Source organism: Arthrobacter sp. Y3221159 (assembly GCF_059089885.1).
Genome location: NZ_JBNHFC010000001.1, coordinates 247827 through 268834, shown reverse-complemented (window position 1 = coordinate 268834; position 21008 = coordinate 247827). Strand labels below are relative to the sequence as shown.

The window sequence follows — 21008 nt, the reverse complement described above, 5'->3', positions numbered from 1 at the left end:
CGGGGCATGGCGGGATCATTGCCCTTGGCTGCATCCGAATGGATGATAAGGACATGACGCTGGAAAGCACTGAATCGGTGACGGAACTGGCCGGCCGGATGCCGCCGTCGTTCACCCTTGGCGTGGCGGCGGCCGCCTTCCAAATTGAAGGCGCCCTCGGTGAAGGGGGCCGGGGGCCCTCCGGCTGGGACGCGTTCGCGGAGAAGCCCGGCGCCATTGTGGACGGCCACTCCCCCGCCATGGCCTGCGACCATTACAACAGGTTGCCGGAGGATGTGGCGCTGCTGCAGGACCTGGGCGTGGATTCCTACCGCTTCTCGCTTTCGTGGCCGCGGATCCAGCCGGACGGCCGGGGCAGTTTTAACCCGGAAGGACTGGACTTCTACGACCGGCTGATCGACCAGCTGCTGGAGGCTGGCATTTCCCCCATGGCCACGCTGTACCACTGGGACACGCCCCTGCCCCTTGAGCACCGCGGCGGCTGGCTCAACCGGGAGACCGCGGAACGCTTTGGCGAGTACGCCGCTGCAGCCGCCGGGCGCTACGGCGACCGCGTGGCCCAGTGGGTCACGCTCAACGAGCCTCTCTCGGTAACCCTGAACGGCTATGCCCTGGGCGTCCATGCCCCTGGCCGGGCGCTGATGTTCGATGCCCTCCCGTCCATCCACAACCAGCTGCTGGCGCACGGGCTGGGCGTACAGGCACTCCGGGCTGCCGGCGTAACCGGCGGCGTTGGGGTGACCAACCTCCATGCCCCCGTCCGGCCCGCCAGCCGGAGCATCGGCGACCGGATGGTGGCCCGGATGTACGACCTGCTGATGAACCGGATCTACGCCGACCCTGTCCTGCTGGGCCGCTACCCGCACCTTCCCCTGTACGCCCGGCCGTGGCTGCGCTCGATTGGCCGCATCTCCGACACCGACCTGCGCACCATCCACCAGCCGCTGGACTTCTACGGACTGAACTACTACTTCCCGGTCAAGGTAGCTATTGGCCGCGGTGTGACACCCATCCCTGCCGAACCGGACGAAGCAGTTGTCACCCTCCCGTATCACGAGGTGGGCTATCCGGAACTTGACCACACCGGATTCGGCTGGCCGGTGGCCCCCGAACATCTGGGCATCCTGCTCAAGGAACTCCAGGACCGGTACGGGGACGCCCTCCCGCCTGTCTACATCACGGAAGGCGGTGCGAGTTTTCCGGAGCCGGACAAGGTTGAGGGCACCCTCCAGGACGAGGAGCGGGTGCAATACCTGGCCACCCACCTGCGCGCTGCCCTCGATGCAACCTCCCCGGGCGGCATGGCTTCAGGCGTTGACCTGCGGGGCTATTACGTGTGGACACTGATGGACAACTTTGAGTGGGCTGCCGGCTACTCCCAACGGTTCGGGTTGGTCCACGTTGACTTTGAGACGCAGCAGAGGACCCCGAAACAGTCCTTCTACTGGTACCAGGCCCTTTCGCGGGCGCGGAAAACCCGGGCCGGCCAGTAGCCCGGGCCCGCACGGTATTTCCTTATCAGCCGAGGCCGGCAGAGCGGCCTGCTACTGGTTCTTGTTTGCCCGGTTGATTCGCTTGGCCCGGTCGATCTCGTGGCGGAAGTGCCTCTTGGCCCAGAACACGCCTGCCACCACCGCGACCACGATGATCAGGAAAATAAGCCATCCCATGATGATCTCCTCTCGATGCTGCCACATTATCAGGGGAGCTTCTGTGCGGGGCCGTCCTGCCCGCCAGCCGATTCAGTGCCCGCGCTGAGGTTGAGGCGCCACATGGCAAAGGCAATCAGTCCGACGGCGACAATCGCCAGCAGCGCGAAGGTGTACTCCCGCATGGCCCACAAGATGCAGGCAGCAATGCCGCCGGCACCCCAACGGACAAAGAACCGGTCCCCAAGGACCAGGCCTGCCACCAGCAGCGCGGCCAGCAGGAGCACGAGCCACAACTGCTGGCCCCCAGCCCCGCTCATAACCACGCCGGCGCCGGACAGGGTGAGCAGGACAGCCGATGCCGTTGCATATGCCCGGCCAGGCCCGTGCTGCCCTGCCCGGTACCGCAAGGCGGCGAGCAAGGCTCCCAGCGCCACGTACCACTGGGCTGCCCAGAAGGGGTCCGGCAGGCTCCCCGTGTCCAGGCGGAAGAGGGCCGCCCTCTGGACCGCGGCGGCCACTGCCACCGACCCAATTTCCGCCGCTACCCGGCGCACTGTTGCCGGCACTTCACACACGGCGACTCCGGCAGCACAGGTTAGCAGGGCAGCAGCGCACCACGCTGTTGAATCCGCCGGGAGCCCGGCCAGCGCGGCGGTGCCGAATCCCAGGAAGGATGCGCCCGCCAAAGACCAGCGGCGCAACGGCTCCTCGACCCGGCGGGAGGCCCGGGCCTGCCGCAGCGCATACAGGGCTGCGGCCGCCAGTCCCGGGCCGGCCAGCCACGGAAGATAGCGGCCCCAGTCCCCACCAAGTCCGTCAAACACTGAGCCTGCAAGCATGAACGCGCCGGTGAGCAGCGCTGCCGCCGCGGGCGGGTACAGTGCCGGGATCCGTTCAACATGCGAGGCAATAAACAGGACAGCGGCCAGGGCAAGGACGGCGGCCCCGGAAACCCAGCCCGCCGCCTCCGGTGCAACCAGCAGGGCAGTGCCCGTGAAAGATACTGCTGCAACAAGCCACAGCCAGTGCTCCACCCCCGCAGGTGCAGCGTTGCGCCGGTTCCCCACCACGCCTGCCCCCGCTGCCAGGAGGCCCAGGAGCATGAGCACCACTGAGGTTTCCGTGTATCCGAGCAGTGGCACTGCCCCAAAGGTAGCGAACGGACCGAGCGCAAGCACCCCGAACAACAGGGCGTAGAGGCCGAAGTACAGCGCACCGGGGGCAACAAACAGACGGCGGGCCAGCGCAGCGGATACCAGCAGCAGCGCCAGCTCCAGGAACAGGACGCCGCGGCCCCCGCTTTCGCCCGCCTGGCCGTAGCGGAGGGCGTACCCCAGGGGCAGCAGGGCCTGCCCGGCCAGCGTAATCCACACGGCTGCCTGCTGGAACGGCACCGATTGCAGGCTGGACCGCAGGACCCACCGCACCGCATGCTGGGCCGCAAGGACTGAGGCGAACGTCAGGGACACCGCTGCCGGCGAAGCAGTGATGTCGTAGCTGAGGACCACCGCCAGCGCAGCCGTCAACACACGGGCTGCTACGAAGTACCACCCTTTCTGCAGCGGGGAGGACGCAACCGGCACCATGACCGCAGCGAACAGCGCGAAAATGCCCACCAACACCTCTATGAGGAGCAGGTTGCCGGACGAGAGGTAGACGAGGACAACGAATAACGCCGGCGCAAACCATTCAGCACCACCTTCACGCCGCAGTACGTACCCGGCCAGCACGGCCGATCCGGCTGCTACGGCCGGCACCAAGACGGCCTGCCAGCTGCCTTCTCCCAGCGGAGCCATCATGGCGCCTATCAGCTGCACCACGAGCACCAGGCCGACATCAGCGGTTGTACCGCCCGGCGTGCGCCGCAGGAGGTATGCACCCAGGACAAGGGCCAGCTGGAGTCCCAGAGCCACGGCCAGCACGGTGGCCGGCAGAACCTGCTCCCCGGCCAGGACCGGTACGGCCCCACTCTGCGCCAGCTGCCCGAACACCGTCAGCACCAGGATCGTGCCCGTAACTCTCGCCAGCCACCAGTAACTCCAGCGGTGCAGGCGGCCGGGCAGCGTCAATGCGATAGCGGCCAGATACGCGAGCATCAGCACCAGCGCAATGTTTCCCGCGCCGGTGGAAACCAACCGGAAGGCGAACTCCACCATGACGGCAGAGACCACCAGCGGCAGCAGCTCCCCAACGGCGGGACGCCAGCCGCCTGGACTGGCAGGACGCCGGATCAACATCAGACCGGTGGCGACAGCTGCCAGCAACTGCAACAGGATCGCCACCATGGTCAGGAGATTTCCGCGGGTGGCGTCGACCGACGCCAGGACGGCGATCCCCACGACACCGAGGTCTGAAAAAACGGCCAGTGTGGCTTGGGAAGCGGGGACACTGTGCCCCAGGCGCTGCAGTGCCGCGGACAGCAGCTGCTGGCAAACGGCCGCCGCAGCGACGCCGAACCACACTGCGTGGTTCTGCAGAGCCCCCTCGGTGAGCGCCGCGGCCGCTGCAGGAACTGCCACGGTAGCGGCAACCCTTCCGTTCAGCACCAGCAGCCCCCGCCGTTCCTCCCCCTTCCGGAGCGCTCTCCCAAGCCAGATGAGCGACGCCAGCAACGGCACCGCCGCAAACGCCCACTCCCCCAGCACCGGGCTGAAGAACCATGCCAGCCCCAAGGGGGCGAACGGTGCCAGTTCAGCGCCGCCCCGGAACCTTGCAGCCAGCACGAAGCTGGCCAGCAGCAGAATCAGGAGCGGCAGCCATAGCGCTACCGGGCCGTCGCCCGGCCCGGAGGCAGCGGCCGTCCCCCGAAGCGCTGCGACCGAGGCGATTGCCGCCGTTACCGCGAACTGCGCTGCATGTGTCAGGAGCGCGTCAAAGCGCCACCACCCGGCACCCCGCAAAGTGCCGTCGTCGGGCACCTTTGGTTGCCTGACCGGCCGTCCTGTCCCGGCGGCCTCGCTTGGAAACCAGTCGGCCAGGACGCGGCCGCCAAACGCGGTTGCGGTGGACTGCAGCGCCAGGAGCAGTCCAGCGGCGAACAACGCATCTGCCCCGTGGCCCGTGAGTTCCCACACCACCACGCTGCCGGACACAGTCAGTGCCACCCGCGCAGCATAGAAATGTAACAGCCTGAACGGGGCGCTCCGGACGGCGGTCATCACCCCGAAGTACACCCCGCAGATACCGAGGACCAGGGCGTAGTCCCACCTCGCCAGCAGCAGCGGGAAGAAGGTGGATGCCAGGGCAACCGCCGGAACCACTAGAGGGTGGAGTCTGGACAAGGGTCCGGTGAAGACGGGAGGAAGCCATCCCGGCCGCAGCAGCGACACCACGGTAAACAGCACGGCCACGCCCGTTAGTGCAACGAAGTACCAAACGAGGGCCCCGCCCAGCACGGCAATGCCAGACCACGCTGTGGAAACGACGAATGTCAAGGACAGGTACACCAGGACCCTGCTCTCGAGCCGAAGGGCGGCGGCAATGTAGGCGAGGGTTCCGGCGAGGGACGTCAGCAGCCACACCGCGGGTCCGTGGAACAGCACGAAGTTATACAGGGCCAGGCCGATCACGGGAATCAGCGCGAGGCCCGTACCGGTGAACGCCACGGCGGCTGGCCTGAGCCGGTGAACCCTGCGGTGAAGGACCAGTCCCGAGGCATAGAACAGGGCCGCCACCGCGCAGACGCCGGCGAAGCGGAACAGCGGCGCCAGCCCGGTCCCCACGAACAGCGCCGCTGCCGCAACAAGCAGGAGGCTGGCAACGTATAGGGTGACGTTGATGTTCTGCCGGTCCCGGCGCTCCCGGCGGGCCTTGCGTTCTTCGTCGGACTCGGCGGGACGTGCCGGCCTGGCAGGATATGCCCGCTGCCGGGCCGGCGGCAACACTTTCCCGGCAGGCTGCTGCCGGGCAGGCGGCTGGGGCGGGGGCGGCGTCCCTCCAATGACTGGTGCGGACATCCGGGGCACGGGCTGGGCCGGCGGCGCCGACTTCCACTGCTGCTCCTGGGTGACCTTCGCCATCGCAACCCGCCACCCCTGGAGGTGGCCGTCCCGGTACCCCGCCTCATAGGATGCATCCCTCATGCCGCGACCTCCCGCTAGGCAGTGCTGTACGACTGCAATTTATCCAATGACTGGATAAGTTCTAGCAAGAGAAAGCCCCGCTGCACATGGCAGCGGGGCTTTCTGTGGATTATGCGGGGCGGTGCCCCGATGATCCGTTGATCAGCAAGGACTACTTGATGATCTTGGTGACGCGTCCCGAACCAACGGTGCGGCCGCCTTCGCGGATAGCGAAGCCGAGGCCCTCTTCCATAGCGATGGGCTGGATGAGCGCAACGGTCATCTCAGTGTTGTCGCCGGGCATAACCATTTCCGTGCCCTCGGGCAGGGTGATAACGCCGGTAACGTCCGTCGTACGGAAGTAGAACTGCGGGCGGTAGTTCGAGTAGAACGGGTTGTGGCGTCCGCCTTCGTCCTTGGAGAGGATGTAGACGTTGGCCTCGAAGTCGGTGTGCGGGGTGATGGAACCCGGCTTGACGACAACCTGGCCACGCTCGACGTCGTCGCGCTTCAGACCGCGGAGCAGGAGGCCACAGTTCTCGCCGGCCCATGCTTCGTCGAGCTGCTTGTGGAACATCTCGATACCGGTAACCGTGGTCTTCTGGACCGGGCGGATGCCGACGATCTCGACCTCGGAGTTGATGGCGAGGGTTCCACGCTCGGCGCGGCCCGTAACAACGGTTCCACGACCGGTGATGGTGAAGACGTCTTCGATCGGCATCAGGAACGGCTTGTCGCGGTCACGAACGGGGTCCGGAACGGACTCGTCCACAGCAGCCATCAGGTCCTCAACGGACTTGACCCACTCGGGATCGCCTTCCAGGGCCTTCAGGCCGGAAACGCGAACAACCGGAGCGTCGTCGCCATCGAAGCCCTGCGAGCTCAGGAGCTCACGAACTTCCATTTCAACGAGGTCGAGGAGTTCCTCGTCCTCAACCATGTCAGCCTTGTTCAGCGCGACCAGCAGGTAGGGAACACCAACCTGGCGGGCGAGCAGAACGTGCTCGCGGGTCTGTGCCATGGGGCCGTCGGTAGCAGCAACCACGAGGATTGCGCCGTCCATCTGGGCAGCACCGGTGATCATGTTCTTGATGTAGTCAGCGTGACCGGGGGCGTCAACGTGTGCGTAGTGACGCTTCTCGGTCTGGTACTCCACGTGGGAGATGTTGATGGTAATACCGCGCTGACGCTCTTCGGGAGCAGAGTCGATCGACGCGAAGTCGCGCTTCTCGTTGAGATCCGGGTACTTGTCGTACAGCACCTTGGAAATGGCGGCCGTCAGCGTCGTCTTACCGTGGTCAACGTGACCGATGGTGCCGATGTTGACGTGCGGCTTAGTCCGCTCGAACTTTGCCTTTGCCACAGGTTCCTCCTAGAACGATTTCAAATGGCTTGCCCTCTAACCGCGCTTCTCGCGGCAGAAACTCAGGCAAGTCTACTTGGGGGCTTTGGATTGGTGAAATTGCAGATTCAGGAACTAATACTAGTCCCTTGAGCCTGTTCGTACAGGTGGCCGGATCCGGTCGGGACCAAGCCGGCCACCTGTACTGGCTGCGCTTTCCGTTTCCGGCCCGCGCACCCGGGATGTTCGCTTTGAGAATCCGTGAGGACTACTCGCCGCGGCTCTTCTGGATGATCTCGTCGGCAACAGCCTTCGGGACCTCGGCGTAGCTGTTGAACGTCATGGAGTACACAGCACGGCCCTGGGTCTTCGAGCGCAAGTCGCCGATGTAGCCGAACATGCCGGACAGCGGAACGTGCGCACGAACAACCTTGACACCCTGTGCATCCTCCATGGACTGCATCTGGCCACGGCGGGAGTTGAGGTCACCGATAACTTCACCCATGTATTCCTCAGGGGTGCGGACTTCAACATCCATCAGCGGTTCGAGCAGGACGGGGTTCGCCTTCCGTGCAGCTTCCTTGAAAGCCATACGGCCAGCGATCTTGAACGCCATTTCCGAGGAGTCAACGTCGTGGTACGCGCCGTCAACCAGCGTGGCCTTGATGCCCACAACCGGGTAACCGGCCAGGACGCCGTCGTTCAGCGCATCCTGGATACCTGCGTCAACAGACGGGATGTACTCGCGGGGAACGCGGCCACCGGTGACCTTGTTCTCGAACTCGTACAGCTCGCCCTCGGCGGTGTCCAGCGGCTCGATCGCAATCTGAATCTTTGCGAACTGGCCCGAACCACCGGTCTGCTTCTTGTGGGTGTAGTCGTGGCGTTCCACGGCCCGCTTGATGGTCTCGCGGTAGGCGACCTGGGGCTTGCCCACGTTTGCCTCGACCTTGAACTCGCGGCGCATGCGGTCCACCAGGATGTCCAGGTGGAGCTCGCCCATGCCGGCGATGATGGTCTGGCCGGTGTCTTCGTTGAGGGACACCTGGAAGGTGGGGTCCTCAGCGGAGAGCTTCTGGATGGCTGTGGACAGCTTCTCCTGGTCACCCTTGGTGTTCGGCTCGATGGCGACAGAGATCACGGGCTCGGGGAAGCTCATGGACTCGAGCACGATCTGGTGGTTGGCATCGCACAGGGTGTCACCCGTGGTGGTGTCCTTCAAACCGATGGCTGCGTAGATGTGGCCGGCGGTAGCGCCCTCAACAGGCATTTCCTTGTTGGCGTGCATCTGGAACAGCTTGCCGATGCGCTCCTTCTTGCCCTTGGTGGAGTTGACCACCTGGGCACCTGCTTCCACGTGACCGGAGTACACGCGGATGAAGGTGAGTTGGCCGAAGAAGGGGTGCGCAGCAATCTTGAAGGCCAGTGCGGAGAACGGCTCTTCGGCGGAAGGCTTGCGGGTCAGTTCCTTCTCTTCGTCGCGAGGGTCGTGGCCGACCATCGGGGGGACGTCGAGCGGGTTCGGCAGGTAATCGACAACTGCATCGAGCATCGGCTGAACGCCACGGTTCTTGAACGCGGAACCGCAGAAGATCGGGTAGAGCTCGGAGTTGATCGTCATCTTGCGGATGCCGGCCTTGAGCTCGTCGATCGAGATCTCTTCACCTTCGAGGTACTTCTCCATGAGTTCCTCGGAGGACTCCGCGACGGTCTCAACCAGGTTCGCGCGGTACTCTTCGGCCTTTTCCTGGAGGTCAGCCGGGATCTCACGAATCTCGTACTTCGCGCCCATGGTCACGTCACCCTTGGCATCGCCGGGCCACACCAGTGCACGCATGTAGAGCAGGTCCACGACGCCGATGAAGTCGTTCTCGGCACCGATGGGGAGCTGCATGACCAGCGGCTTGGCACCGAGGCGGCTGATGATGGTGTCTACGGTGAAGTAGAAGTCAGCACCCAGCTTGTCCATCTTGTTGACGAAGCAGATACGCGGGACGTTGTACTTGTCAGCCTGGCGCCACACGGTCTCGGACTGCGGCTCAACGCCTTCCTTGCCATCGAAGACGGCAACGGCGCCGTCGAGGACGCGCAAAGAGCGCTCTACCTCAACGGTGAAGTCAACGTGGCCGGGGGTGTCGATGATGTTGATCTGGTTGTTCTCCCAGAAGCAGGTCACGGCGGCAGACGTGATGGTGATGCCGCGTTCCTTTTCCTGTTCCATCCAGTCAGTGGTCGAAGCGCCGTCGTGCGTTTCGCCGATCTTGTGGTTCACACCCGTGTAGAACAGGATGCGCTCGGTTGTGGTGGTCTTGCCGGCATCAATGTGGGCCATGATGCCGATGTTGCGGACCTTACTAAGGTCGGTAAGCACGTCCTGTGCCACGGGGTCTCCTTTTGGGATGGACTACGCGTTCGCCGCCGGCTCTTTTGAGCCGGCGGCGTCCGGGGAGTATTACCAGCGGTAGTGTGCGAAGGCCTTGTTGGACTCGGCCATCTTGTGGGTGTCTTCGCGACGCTTCACAGCGGCACCGAGACCGTTGGAGGCATCCAGGATTTCGTTCTGGAGGCGCTCGGTCATGGTCTTCTCACGGCGGGCCTTGGAGTAGCCCACCAGCCACCGCAGGGCGAGTGCGGTGGAGCGTCCCGGCTTAACCTCAACCGGAACCTGGTACGTTGCGCCACCGACACGGCGGGAGCGGACCTCGAGGGAAGGCTTAACGTTGTCCATGGCCTTCTTCAGGGCTGCAACGGGGTCGCCGCCGGACTTGGCGCGTGCGCCTTCGAGGGCACCGTAGACGATGCGCTCTGCCGTGGACTTCTTGCCGTCAACGAGCACCTTGTTGATGAGCTGGGTTACCAGCGGGGAGCCGTAAACCGGATCCGAAACGAGCGGCCGCTTGGGGGCCGGACCCTTGCGAGGCATATTACTTCTTCTCCATCTTTGCGCCGTAGCGGCTGCGGGCCTGCTTACGGTTCTTCACGCCCTGGGTATCGAGGGCGCCACGGACGATCTTGTAGCGGACACCCGGGAGGTCCTTAACACGACCACCGCGAACGAGCACAATGGAGTGCTCCTGCAGGTTGTGGCCAACACCGGGGATGTAGGCGGTTACTTCCACGCCGCCGTTGAGGCGCACACGTGCCACCTTACGCAGAGCCGAGTTCGGCTTCTTGGGGGTGGTGGTGTAGACGCGGGTGCAAACACCGCGGCGCATCGGGCTGCCCTTAAGCGCGGGAGCCTTGGTCTTTGAGACCTTAGGCGTGCGGCCCTTGCGGACCAGCTGGTTAATCGTAGGCACTCTCGTGTTCTCCGTTTTATCCGGAACAGCCGCTTCCGGCCGCTCTCTTGTTGCGTTGCCCCGCCGCCCGGGCCCTTGGAGGAATCTCCGAAGGCGGCGAAGGCGAAGCCTTAATAGTCGGATCCCATGCCCATGACCCGACTCGCGTCAAAATGTCCCTAGGCATGCGAAAATGTGGCATACGTTGCACAAGAACCCTGCAAACCGGAAACGTCGCTCTGGCTCAGCCTCTCAGCTGGGGCCGGCGCACTCATCCACTGCCACAATAACAATTGGTAACAAGTCTAGCATGGACGGCCTCCTTGCCTTAATCGGCCCGTTAAACGGGGATGGTCCCGCACCGTGGGGTGCGGGACCATCCCTTTTAATGCCTAAGGGCAGGGCGGAGGGTCCCTACGTGGCGCGGAACGCGACACGAAAGGGACCGCCCTGCCCGCTACCGGAAGTCGTTGCCCAGGTCGTAGTCATCCAGCGGGATGGCGTGGAACTCAGGAGCTCCGTCGCCGCCCAGGGAGTCGTACGAGAAGTCACTGAACGCGCTGGGGCCTGTGAACAGGTTGGCCTTCGCTTCTTCAGTGGGCTCGACGGTGACCTCGGTGTAGCGCGGGAGGCCCGTGCCGGCCGGGATCAGCTTACCGATGATGACGTTCTCCTTGAGGCCAAGCAGCGGATCGCTCTTGCCTTCCATGGCCGCCTGCGTCAGGACGCGGGTGGTCTCCTGGAAGGAAGCCGCGGACAGCCAGGACTCGGTGGCCAGCGACGCCTTGGTGATACCCATGAGCTCGGGACGTCCGGATGCGGGAGTCTTGCCCTCGGATACAACGCGGCGGTTGGCGTCCTCGAAGCGGCTGCGCTCGGCGAGTTCGCCGGGGAGCAGGTCCGATTCGCCGGACTCGATGACCGTGACGCGGCGCAGCATCTGGCGGACGATAACCTCGACGTGCTTGTCGTGGATACCGATGCCCTGGCTGCGGTACACGCCTTGGACCTCGTCCACCAGGAACTTCTGAGCGGCACGGGGACCCATGATGCGCAGGACCTGCTTGGGATCCACAGGACCGTTGATCAGCTTCTGGCCGACGGTGACGTGGTCGCCGTCTTCGATCAGCAGGCGTGAACGGCGCAGGACCGGGTACGCGATCTCTTCGGTTCCGTCATCCGGGGTGATGACCAGGCGCATCTGGCGCTCGGACTCTTCGATGGTGATGCGGCCCGCTGCCTCGGCAATCGGCGCAACACCCTTCGGAGTACGGGCTTCGAAGAGCTCCTGGATACGGGGCAGACCCTGGGTGATGTCGTCGCCACCGCTGGCGGAGACTGCACCACCGGTGTGGAACGTACGCATGGTCAGCTGGGTACCGGGCTCACCGATGGACTGTGCGGCAATGATGCCCACGGCCTCGCCGATGTCCACGGTCTTGCCGGTGGCCAGCGAACGGCCGTAGCACAGGGCGCAGGTGCCGACACTGGACTCACAGGTGAGGACGGAGCGGACCTTGACCTCGGTGATGCCTGCCTTGAACAGCTCGTCGATGACGACGTCGCCGCAGTCGGTGCCGGCCGCGGCGAGGACCTTGCCCTCGGAGTCCACGACGTCGACAGCCAGCGTACGTGCGTAGGCGCTGTTCTCCACGTTCTCGTCCAGCACCAGCTCGCCGTTGGAATCGGCGACGGCGATGGGCGTGACCAGGCCGCGCTCGGTGCCGCAGTCCTCTTCGCGGACGATGACGTCCTGGGACACGTCCACCAGACGACGGGTCAGGTAACCCGAGTTGGCGGTACGCAGAGCGGTATCGGCGAGACCCTTACGGGCACCGTGCGTGGCGATGAAGTATTCCAGCACCGACAGGCCCTCACGATAGGAGGACTTGATGGGGCGCGGGATGATCTCACCCTTCGGGTTGGCCACCAGGCCACGGATACCCGCGATCTGGCGGACCTGCATCCAGTTACCACGTGCACCGGAGGACACCATGCGGTTGATGGTGTTCATCGGGGACAGGCTCTCACGCATCACCGAAGCGATCTCGTTGGTTGCCTTGTTCCAGATCTCGATCAGTTCCTGGCGGCGCTCGTCGTCGTCGATCAGGCCCTTGTCGTACTGGCCCTGGATCTTGGCGGCCCGCTCCTCGTACCCGGCAAGGATTTCCGGCTTGGCAGCCGGGACCTCGATGTCGGAGATGGCGACAGTGACGCCCGAACGCGTGGCCCAGTAGAAACCGGCATCCTTCAGGTTGTCCAGCGTGGCAGCCGTGACGACCTTCGGGTAGCGCTCGGCGAGGTCGTTGACGATGCGGGACAGCTCGCCCTTGTCGGCAACAGCCTCAACCCACGGGTAGTCCTCAGGCAGAGTCTCGTTGAAGAGCACCTGGCCCAGGGAGGTCTGGACAAGCGCGGGCTGGCCCGGCTCCCAGCCCTCGGGGGCTTCCCAGCCGGCATACGGCACGAAGCCTTCGAGGCGGATCTTGACCTGCGAGTTCAGGTGCAGCTCGCGGGCGTCGAACGCCATGATGGCCTCGGAGACCGAACCGAAGATGCGGCCTTCGCCGGCCGAACCCTTCCGCTTGGTGGTCAGGTGGTAGAGGCCGATGATCATATCCTGCGAAGGCAGGGTGACCGGGCGTCCGTCCGAGGGCTTCAGGATGTTGTTCGAGGACAGCATCAGGATGCGGGCCTCAGCCTGGGCTTCGGGGCTCAGCGGCAGGTGGACTGCCATCTGGTCGCCGTCGAAGTCGGCGTTGAACGCGCCACAAACCAGCGGGTGCAGCTGGATGGCCTTGCCTTCAACAAGCTGCGGCTCGAACGCCTGGATACCCAGGCGGTGCAGGGTAGGTGCACGGTTGAGCAGCACCGGGTGTTCGGTGATGATCTCTTCGAGCACGTCCCAGACCTGCGGACGGTAACGCTCCACCATGCGCTTGGCCGACTTGATGTTCTGGGCGTGGTTGAGGTCAACCAGGCGCTTCATCACGAACGGCTTGAAGAGCTCCAGCGCCATCTGCTTGGGCAGGCCGCACTGGTGCAGCTTCAGCTGCGGGCCGACGACGATGACCGAACGGCCGGAGTAGTCGACGCGCTTGCCGAGGAGGTTCTGGCGGAAACGGCCCTGCTTGCCCTTGAGCATGTCGCTCAGGGACTTCAGCGGCCGGTTGCCCGGACCGGTGACCGGACGGCCGCGGCGGCCGTTGTCGAAGAGGCTGTCAACAGCTTCCTGAAGCATGCGCTTCTCGTTGTTGACGATGATCTCCGGGGCGCCCAGGTCAAGCAGGCGCTTGAGCCGGTTGTTGCGGTTGATCACGCGGCGGTACAGGTCGTTGAGGTCGGAGGTCGCGAAGCGGCCACCGTCCAGCTGGACCATGGGGCGCAGTTCCGGCGGGATCACCGGGACGGCGTCGAGGACCATGCCAAGCGGGCTGTTGTTGGTGGTCAGGAACGCGTTGACCACCTTGAGGCGCTTGAGGGCGCGGGTCTTGCGCTGGCCCTTGCCGTTGGCGATGACGTCGCGCAGCAGATCGGACTCGGCCTGCATGTCGAAGCTCTCAAGGCGCTTCTTGATGGCTTCGGCACCCATGGAGCCTTCGAAGTACATGCCGTAGCGGTCGCGCAGTTCGCGGTACAGGCCCTCATCACCCTCGAGGTCGGCGACCTTCAGGTTCTTGAAGCGGTCCCAGACCTGCTCGAGGCGCTCGATGTCGGCGTCGGCGCGCTTACGCACGTTCGCCATCTGGCGGTCGGCGGAGTCGCGTGCCTTCTTCTTGTCGGCAGCCTTGGCGCCTTCGGCCTCCAGGCGGGCGATTTCGCCTTCGAGGTCGCGGGCAATCGCCGCGATATCGGAATCGCGGTTGTCGATCAGCTGCTTCTTCTCGATGTCGTGCTCAACCTGCAGGTTGGGCAGTTCCTCGTGGCGGGCAGCCTCGTCGACGCTGGTGATCATGTAGGCAGCGAAGTAGATGACCTTTTCGAGGTCCTTCGGTGCCAGGTCAAGGAGGTAGCCCAGGCGGGACGGAACACCCTTGAAGTACCAGATGTGCGTGACCGGTGCGGCCAGCTCGATGTGGCCCATGCGCTCTCGGCGGACCTTGGCGCGGGTGACTTCGACGCCACAGCGCTCACAGATGATGCCCTTGAAGCGCACGCGCTTGTACTTGCCGCAGTAGCATTCCCAGTCGCGGGACGGGCCGAAGATCTTCTCGCAGAAGAGGCCGTCTTTCTCGGGCTTGAGCGTGCGGTAGTTGATGGTTTCCGGCTTCTTAACCTCGCCGTAAGACCAGCCACGGATGTCTTCCGCGGTGGCGAGGCCGATCTGCATGAGGCCGAAGGAGGATTCGCTGGACATATGGTCCCTGTTCTCTCTTGTTCTCTAAATTCTGAAGTCTTGGGTGCGGGAGAAGGAAGGAGGACGACGGCGGACGGGGCCCGCCGTCGTCGGACTCCTTAGACCTCTTCTACGGAGCTGGGCTCTGCACGAGACAGATCGATGCCCAGTTCCTCCGCAGCCGTAAAGACTGCGTCATCAGAGTCACGCATTTCAATTGTGGTTCCGTCCGTGGAGAGGACTTCCACGTTCAGGCACAGCGACTGCATTTCCTTGATCAACACCTTGAAGGACTCGGGAACACCCGGCTCCGGGATGTTCTCGCCCTTGACGATCGCTTCGTAGACCTTCACGCGGCCGTGAATGTCATCGGACTTGATCGTGAGGAGTTCCTGGAGCGTGTAGGCGGCGCCGTAGGCTTCAAGCGCCCACACTTCCATCTCACCGAAGCGCTGGCCACCGAACTGTGCCTTACCACCCAGCGGCTGCTGCGTGATCATGGAGTACGGGCCGGTGGAGCGGGCGTGGATCTTGTCGTCCACCAGGTGGTGGAGCTTCAGGATGTACATGTAGCCGACCGAGATCGGATCCGGGAACGGCTCGCCGGAGCGGCCGTCGAACAGGCGGGTCTTGCCGGACGAATTGATCAGGCGCTCACCGTCGCGGGTCACGTTGGTGGAGTCCAGCAGGCCCGTGATTTCCTCTTCACGGGCGCCGTCGAACACCGGCGTGGCAACGGTGGTGGGGCCACTCTCGCGCGGCAGGTTGGGCAGCTGCTTGACCCACTCGGGCTCGCCTTCGATCTTCCAGCCGGTCTTGGCGACCCAGCCAAGGTGCGTCTCGAGCACCTGGCCGACGTTCATACGGCCCGGAACACCCAGCGGGTTCAGGACGATATCAACGGGGGTACCGTCGGCAAGGAAGGGCATGTCCTCGACCGGGAGGATCTTGGAGATAACACCCTTGTTGCCGTGGCGGCCGGCGAGCTTGTCGCCGTCGGTGATCTTACGCTTGGCAGCCACGTAGACGCGGACCAGCTGGTTGACGCCCGGGGGCAGCTCGTCGTCGTTGTCGCGGTCGAAGACGCGGACGCCGATGACGGTGCCGGACTCGCCGTGGGGCACCTTCAAGGAGGTGTCGCGCACTTCGCGGGACTTCTCACCGAAGATGGCGCGCAGCAGGCGCTCCTCCGGGGTCAGCTCGGTTTCACCCTTCGGGGTGACCTTTCCGACCAGGATGTCGCCGGCTTCGACCTCGGCACCGATGTGGATGATGCCGCGCTCGTCAAGGCCTGCCAGGACTTCCTCGGACACGTTGGGGATGTCACGGGTGATTTCCTCGGCACCAAGCTTGGTGTCGCGGGCATCAATCTCGTGCTCCTCGATGTGGATGGAGGAAAGGACGTCCTCGGCAACGATGCGCTGCGAGAGGATGATGGCGTCCTCGAAGTTGTGGCCTTCCCAAGACATGAATGCCACGAGCAGGTTCTTGCCGAGGGCAAGCTCACCCTGGTCCGTTGCCGGGCCGTCGGCGATGATGCCGCCGACCTCGAGGCGCTGGCCTTCGTTCACCAGGACACGGTGGTTGTAGCAGTTGCCCTGGTTGGAGCGGGCGAACTTGTTAATGCGGTAGTTGGTTTCCGTGCCGTCGTCGTTAAGCATGATGACGAGCTCGGCGGAGACCTCGGTGACCACACCGGCCTTCTTCGCGATGACCACGTCACCGGCGTCCACGGCAGCGGCGCGCTCCATGCCGGTGCCCACGAACGGGGCCTCGGAACGGACGAGCGGCACGGCCTGGCGCTGCATGTTGGCACCCATGAGTGCGCGGTTGGCGTCGTCGTGCTCGAGGAACGGGATCAGGGCCGTAGCCACGGACACCATCTGGCGCGGGGAAACGTCCATGAACTCGACGTCTTCAGCGGGGACCAGGACGGGCTCGCCTCCACCACCACGGGCACGGACCAGGACGGTCTCTTCGGCGAAGCGCTTGTTCTCGTCCAGCGGCGCGTTGGCCTGGGCGATCAGCACCTCGGCCTCGTCGTCGGCCGTCAGGTACTGGACGTCGTCGGACACGACGCCGTCCTTGACCTTGCGGTACGGGGTCTCGATGAAGCCGAACGGGTTGATGCGTCCGTAGGATGCCAGCGAACCGATCAGACCAATGTTCGGGCCTTCAGGGGTTTCGATGGGGCACATACGTCCGTAGTGGGACGGGTGCACGTCACGGACTTCCATGCCGGCGCGGTCACGGGACAGACCACCGGGGCCAAGGGCCGACAGGCGGCGCTTGTGGGTCAGGCCCGAGAGCGGGTTGTTCTGATCCATGAACTGCGACAGCTGGGAAGTTCCGAAGAACTCCTTGATGGCTGCAACCACGGGGCGGATGTTGATCAGCGTCTGCGGCGTGATGGCCTCGACGTCCTGGGTGGTCATACGCTCGCGGACAACGCGCTCCATGCGGGACAGGCCGGTGCGGACCTGGTTCTCGATGAGCTCGCCGACGGCGCGGATGCGGCGGTTGCCGAAGTGGTCGATGTCGTCGATCTCGACGCGCAGGTCAACTTCCTGGCCGTCGCGGACGCCCTTGATGGTCTTCTCGCCGGCGTGCAGCGCGACGAGGAACTTGATCATGGCGACGATGTCTTCAACGTGCAGGACCGAGGCTTCCTTGTCGCCAAGGGAACGGTCGATGCCCAGCTTGCGGTTGATCTTGTAGCGGCCGACCTTGGCCAGATCGTAGCGCTTGGAGTTGAAGTACAGGTTGTCCAGCAGGGACTGGGCAGCCTCGACGGTGGGCGGCTCGCCCGGACGCAGCTTGCGGTAGATGTCCAGCAGCGCGTCTTCGCGGGTCTCGGTGGCGTCCTTCTCCAGGGTGGCGCGCATGGAGTCGTACTGGCCGAACTCTTCGAGGATCTGGCCTTCGGTCCAGCCGAGGGCCTTCAGCAGGACCGTGACGGACTGCTTGCGCTTGCGGTCGAGACGGACACCGACCTGGTCGCGCTTGTCGATTTCGAGCTCGAACCATGCACCGCGGGACGGGATGATCTTGGCAGTGAAGATGTCCTTGTCGCTGGTCTTGTCAGCGGCACGCTCGAAGTAGGCGCCCGGGGAACGGACCAGCTGGGAGACGACCACACGCTCGGTGCCGTTGACCACGAAGGTACCCTTCTCGGTCATCAGCGGGAAGTCGCCCATGAACACGGTCTGCTGCTTGATTTCGCCCGTGTTGTTGTTCATGAACTCGGCCTTGACGTACAGCGGAGCCGAGTACGTTGCGTCCCGGTCCTTGCACTCGGCCATGGTGTACTTGGGGTCGGCGAACTCCGGATCGGAGAAGCTCAGGGACATGGTGCCCTGGAAGTCCTCGATCGGGGAGATTTCTTCGAAGATGTCCGAGAGGCCGGACGTGGTGGCGACGCTGAGATCGTTTTCTTCGACAGCCTTTGCTACGCGTGCCTGCCAGCGTTCGTTGCCGACCAGCCAGTCAAAGCTGTCCGTCTGCAGGGCAAGCAGATTCGGAACGTCAAGAGGTTCGTGAATCTTTGCGAATGAAAGCCGGCGAGTGGCACCATCAGTGCTGTCGGCGGTGTTAGCGGTTTCGTTATTAGAGGTGCTCGAGGCGACCAAGAGGGATCCTTCCACAGACCTTCAGGCGTTTTCAGATCTCCCCCGCTGTGCACCCTGCAGACAGAGTCCGCAGCGCTACCATCCGGTTCCGCTATATGACCCGGGGCCGGCACCGACTATGCTGTGACGTTGTTACGGCACGTTGATTGTCAGCTGCCAGGCAAAGCCCACCGCTATATGAAGGCTGAAGGTAAACAGGGAAGACGCAAATATCTACGATACGGCAAAATATCCTACGTGTCTACCCCACATCCGGCCGGAATGCAAGCACTTGTTTTTAGGGGCGCCGGATACCCTCCCGGGACCATTCAGAGCCGGAGAGTGACCCCTTCCGCCGTGCAGGTTCCGGAGTTCGCGAACACCGCGTCGCGCACGGCGTCCTTGGATTCCTGGGCCGGCGCGCTGCCCGATTCGGCGGCCGAAGAATGGTCGATAGCCAGAAGGCTGAGGGAAGCGAACAGGCCCCGAAGGTCCCCCGCCACCGTGTCCTTGGCATCCTCCGCCTGCAGGTAGATTTCCTCATAGCCGCCGGGGTCGTCGGCCGGGACGGCTCCATACTCGGCGAACAGGGAGTTGAAACGCTCGCACGCCTCCCTCGCGCCTCCGGCTGCAGTGCCGGAAGCCGATGGCGCCGGTTTGATCCCGCCGGCAGACTGCGCGGGGGATTCCGACGGCGACGCGCCGGCGGGTGCCGGGGATGAGACGGAGCACCCGGTCAAGGCCGCCAGGCCGGCAGCGCCTACAAGGGCCAGGGTCTTCTTCACGTTACTTCTCCGTCCGCCCCGCGTCCGGGGGGTGCTCACCGGCAAAAACTGTCCGCCGCCCACCCTACGCACGCCGCCGCCGTCGTGCATCCCGAACCGATGGGGACTTCTCTCCTGCCGCAAAACGCAAAGGCCGGAATGCACATAGCGGCCCCGGCGTTTGAATAGTTAGGTGACCAGGGTCACGATAGCCTTGGTGGCTTACATCGAATCAGAGTGGAAGAGACAACCATGGCCAACTCTCATGACAGCAATGACGTTGTTATCCTCGGGGCAGCGCGTACCCCCACCGGCCGCATCAACGGCCAGCTGGCGGGCTTCTCCGCGGTGGACCTCGGCGCCCACGCGATCCGGGCCGCGCTGGATGCCAGCGGGGTGGATGTGGGCGATGTCGAAGTGGTGATCATGGGCCAGGTCCTGCAGGCGGGTGCCGGCCAGAATCCCGCCCGGCAGAGCTCCGTCGGTGCCGGCATCGGCTGGAACGTTCCGGCCGTGACGGTCAATAAGGTGTGCCTCTCAGGGCTGACGGCAGTCATTGACGCCGCCCGGATGATCCGGGCCGGCGAGGCCGCCGTGGTGGTGGCCGGCGGCCAGGAGTCGATGACCCGGGCGCCGCACCTGCTGCCCGGCTCGCGGCAGGGCTGGACCTACGGCTCCATCCAGGCCCTGGACGCCGCCGCCCACGACGGACTGACCGACGCTTTTGATGGCCAGTCGATGGGCCTGTCCACGGAGACCCGGAACCTGAGCCTGGGCATCGACCGGACGTCACAGGACAACGTGGCTGCGCAGTCGCACCAGCGCGCGGCGCTGGCGGCAAAGAACGGGACATTCGACGACGAGATCGTCCCCCTCAGCGTGAAGCAGCGCAAGGGAGATCCCCTGGTGGTGGACACGGACGAGGGCGTGCGCCCCAACGCCTCCATCGAGTCCCTGGCCGGGCTGCGGGCTGCGTTCGTCACTGACGGCACCATCACCGCCGGCAACTCGTCGCCCCTGTCCGACGGCGCCGCCGCCCTGGTGCTCTCCTCGCGCGCTTATGCCGAGGCCCACGGCCTGGAGTACCTGGCCGTGGTGGGCAAGCCGGGCCAGGTGGCCGGGCCGGACAACTCACTGCACTCGCAGCCGTCGAACGCCATCATGAACGCGTTGGGCCGGGCAGGGTGGACCACGGCGGATCTGGACTTCATAGAGATCAACGAGGCCTTCGGATCCGTAGCGGTGCAGTCCCTCAAGGACTTGGACTATCCGCTGGAGAAGTGCAATATCCACGGCGGGGCCATTGCCCTGGGGCATCCGATCGGAGCTTCCGGTGCACGCCTGGCGGTCCATGCCGCCCACGAGCTCAAGCGCCGGGGAGCCGGAAAGGCCGCCGTGTCCCTGTGCGGGGGCGGCGGGCAGGGCGAGGCGCTCCTGCTCTACCGCGACTGATGGCTGTGGCAGCCTCAAACGGTGCGGACGGCGCCGGGCAGGAACGGTTCCTGGCCGACGCCGCCGCCCGCGGCCTGAAAGTCGAAATTGTGGAACGCCCGGCCGCCCGCAGCCTCGAGGAAGCGGCCGGCATCCTGGGAATCAGCCCCGCGGACATCGTCAAGTCGCTGGTGGTCAAGCACAAGGACGGGACTTTCCTGTTCGCGCTGGTTCCGGGTGACCGGCAGATCTCCTGGCCGAAGCTGCGCACCCTCCTGGGAGTCAACAAGCTGTCACTGCCGCCGGCGGACATGGCCCTGGATGCGACCGGGTATGAGCGCGGCACCATCACCCCGCTGGGCAGCACCACCCCGTGGCCTGTCTATGCGGATGCCACCATCACCGGCAGGCGGATCTCCATGGGTGCCGGGGCCCACGGCTACAGTGCCTTCGTTGACGCCGATGCCTTGACATCCGCCCTGGACGCCGTGGTGGCGGACATCTCCGACCCCCTTTAAACGCAGAAAACCCCGCCC

Annotated in this window: 12 protein-coding genes; 3 read left to right on the top strand and 9 right to left on the bottom strand. The window is 64.7% G+C overall.

Annotation, left to right across the window (positions count from 1 at the left end; translation table 11 throughout):
• Positions 1-53: 53 nt before the first annotated feature.
• Positions 54-1493 (top strand): GH1 family beta-glucosidase, encoded by a 1440-nt coding sequence (locus AC5RT3_RS01220; protein ID WP_494050998.1) that lies wholly within the window; start codon positions 54-56, stop codon positions 1491-1493.
• 51 nt (positions 1494-1544) lie between these two features.
• Here AC5RT3_RS01220 and AC5RT3_RS01215 read toward each other — a convergent pair whose 3' ends face one another.
• The 9 genes from AC5RT3_RS01215 to AC5RT3_RS01175 form a co-directional block, all read right to left on the bottom strand.
• Entirely contained in the window at positions 1545-1670 is a 126-nt protein-coding gene (locus tag AC5RT3_RS01215; RefSeq protein WP_494050999.1) for a hypothetical protein, read from the bottom strand.
• A gap of 29 nt (positions 1671-1699) precedes the next feature.
• Entirely contained in the window at positions 1700-5734 is a 4035-nt protein-coding gene (locus AC5RT3_RS01210; RefSeq protein WP_494123306.1) for a hypothetical protein, read from the bottom strand.
• Between the two features lie 151 nt (positions 5735-5885).
• Positions 5886-7076: an elongation factor Tu gene (tuf, locus tag AC5RT3_RS01205; protein ID WP_009358310.1), complete on the bottom strand. Its 1191-nt coding sequence runs from the start codon at positions 7074-7076 to the stop codon at positions 5886-5888.
• Between the two features lie 247 nt (positions 7077-7323).
• Positions 7324-9438, bottom strand: a complete 2115-nt coding sequence (gene fusA / locus AC5RT3_RS01200; protein WP_494008932.1) for an elongation factor G — start codon at positions 9436-9438, stop codon at positions 7324-7326.
• A 69-nt stretch (positions 9439-9507) separates the two neighbouring features.
• Entirely contained in the window at positions 9508-9978 is a 471-nt protein-coding gene (rpsG, locus tag AC5RT3_RS01195) for a 30S ribosomal protein S7 (RefSeq protein WP_003803829.1), read from the bottom strand.
• A gap of 1 nt (position 9979) precedes the next feature.
• Positions 9980-10354, bottom strand: a complete 375-nt coding sequence (gene rpsL, locus AC5RT3_RS01190; protein WP_009358312.1) for a 30S ribosomal protein S12 — start codon at positions 10352-10354, stop codon at positions 9980-9982.
• Positions 10355-10790: 436 nt separating this feature from the next.
• Positions 10791-14690: a DNA-directed RNA polymerase subunit beta' gene (locus AC5RT3_RS01185; RefSeq protein WP_494051001.1), complete on the bottom strand. Its 3900-nt coding sequence runs from the start codon at positions 14688-14690 to the stop codon at positions 10791-10793.
• A 98-nt stretch (positions 14691-14788) separates the two neighbouring features.
• Positions 14789-18298: a DNA-directed RNA polymerase subunit beta gene (rpoB, locus tag AC5RT3_RS01180; RefSeq protein WP_133345782.1), complete on the bottom strand. Its 3510-nt coding sequence runs from the start codon at positions 18296-18298 to the stop codon at positions 14789-14791.
• 308 nt (positions 18299-18606) lie between these two features.
• Positions 18607-19062 carry a hypothetical protein gene (locus tag AC5RT3_RS01175; protein ID WP_494051003.1) on the bottom strand — a complete coding sequence of 152 codons (456 nt, stop codon included), beginning with the start codon at positions 19060-19062 and terminating at the stop codon, positions 18607-18609.
• Between the two features lie 231 nt (positions 19063-19293).
• Here AC5RT3_RS01175 and AC5RT3_RS01170 point away from each other — a divergent pair, with 231 nt between their 5' ends.
• A complete protein-coding gene (locus AC5RT3_RS01170) occupies positions 19294-20493 on the top strand; it encodes an acetyl-CoA C-acetyltransferase (RefSeq protein WP_494051351.1) in 1200 nt (399 codons plus the stop codon).
• A complete protein-coding gene (locus tag AC5RT3_RS01165; protein WP_494051004.1) occupies positions 20493-20990 on the top strand; it encodes an aminoacyl-tRNA deacylase in 498 nt (165 codons plus the stop codon). The genes AC5RT3_RS01170 and AC5RT3_RS01165 overlap by 1 nt, the downstream gene beginning before the upstream one ends.
• The last annotated feature ends 18 nt before the right edge of the window (positions 20991-21008 follow it).

Coding starts and splice junctions, on each gene's coding strand:
- AC5RT3_RS01220 (WP_494050998.1), top strand. CDS start 54: ATGACGCTGGAAAGCACTGAATCGGTGACGGAACTGGCCGGCCGGATG.
- AC5RT3_RS01215 (WP_494050999.1), bottom strand. CDS start 1,670: ATGGGATGGCTTATTTTCCTGATCATCGTGGTCGCGGTGGTGGCAGGC.
- AC5RT3_RS01210 (WP_494123306.1), bottom strand. CDS start 5,734: ATGAGGGATGCATCCTATGAGGCGGGGTACCGGGACGGCCACCTCCAG.
- rpsG (WP_003803829.1), bottom strand. CDS start 9,978: ATGCCTCGCAAGGGTCCGGCCCCCAAGCGGCCGCTCGTTTCGGATCCG.
- AC5RT3_RS01185 (WP_494051001.1), bottom strand. CDS start 14,690: ATGTCCAGCGAATCCTCCTTCGGCCTCATGCAGATCGGCCTCGCCACC.
- AC5RT3_RS01170 (WP_494051351.1), top strand. CDS start 19,294: ATGGCCAACTCTCATGACAGCAATGACGTTGTTATCCTCGGGGCAGCG.
- AC5RT3_RS01165 (WP_494051004.1), top strand. CDS start 20,493: ATGGCTGTGGCAGCCTCAAACGGTGCGGACGGCGCCGGGCAGGAACGG.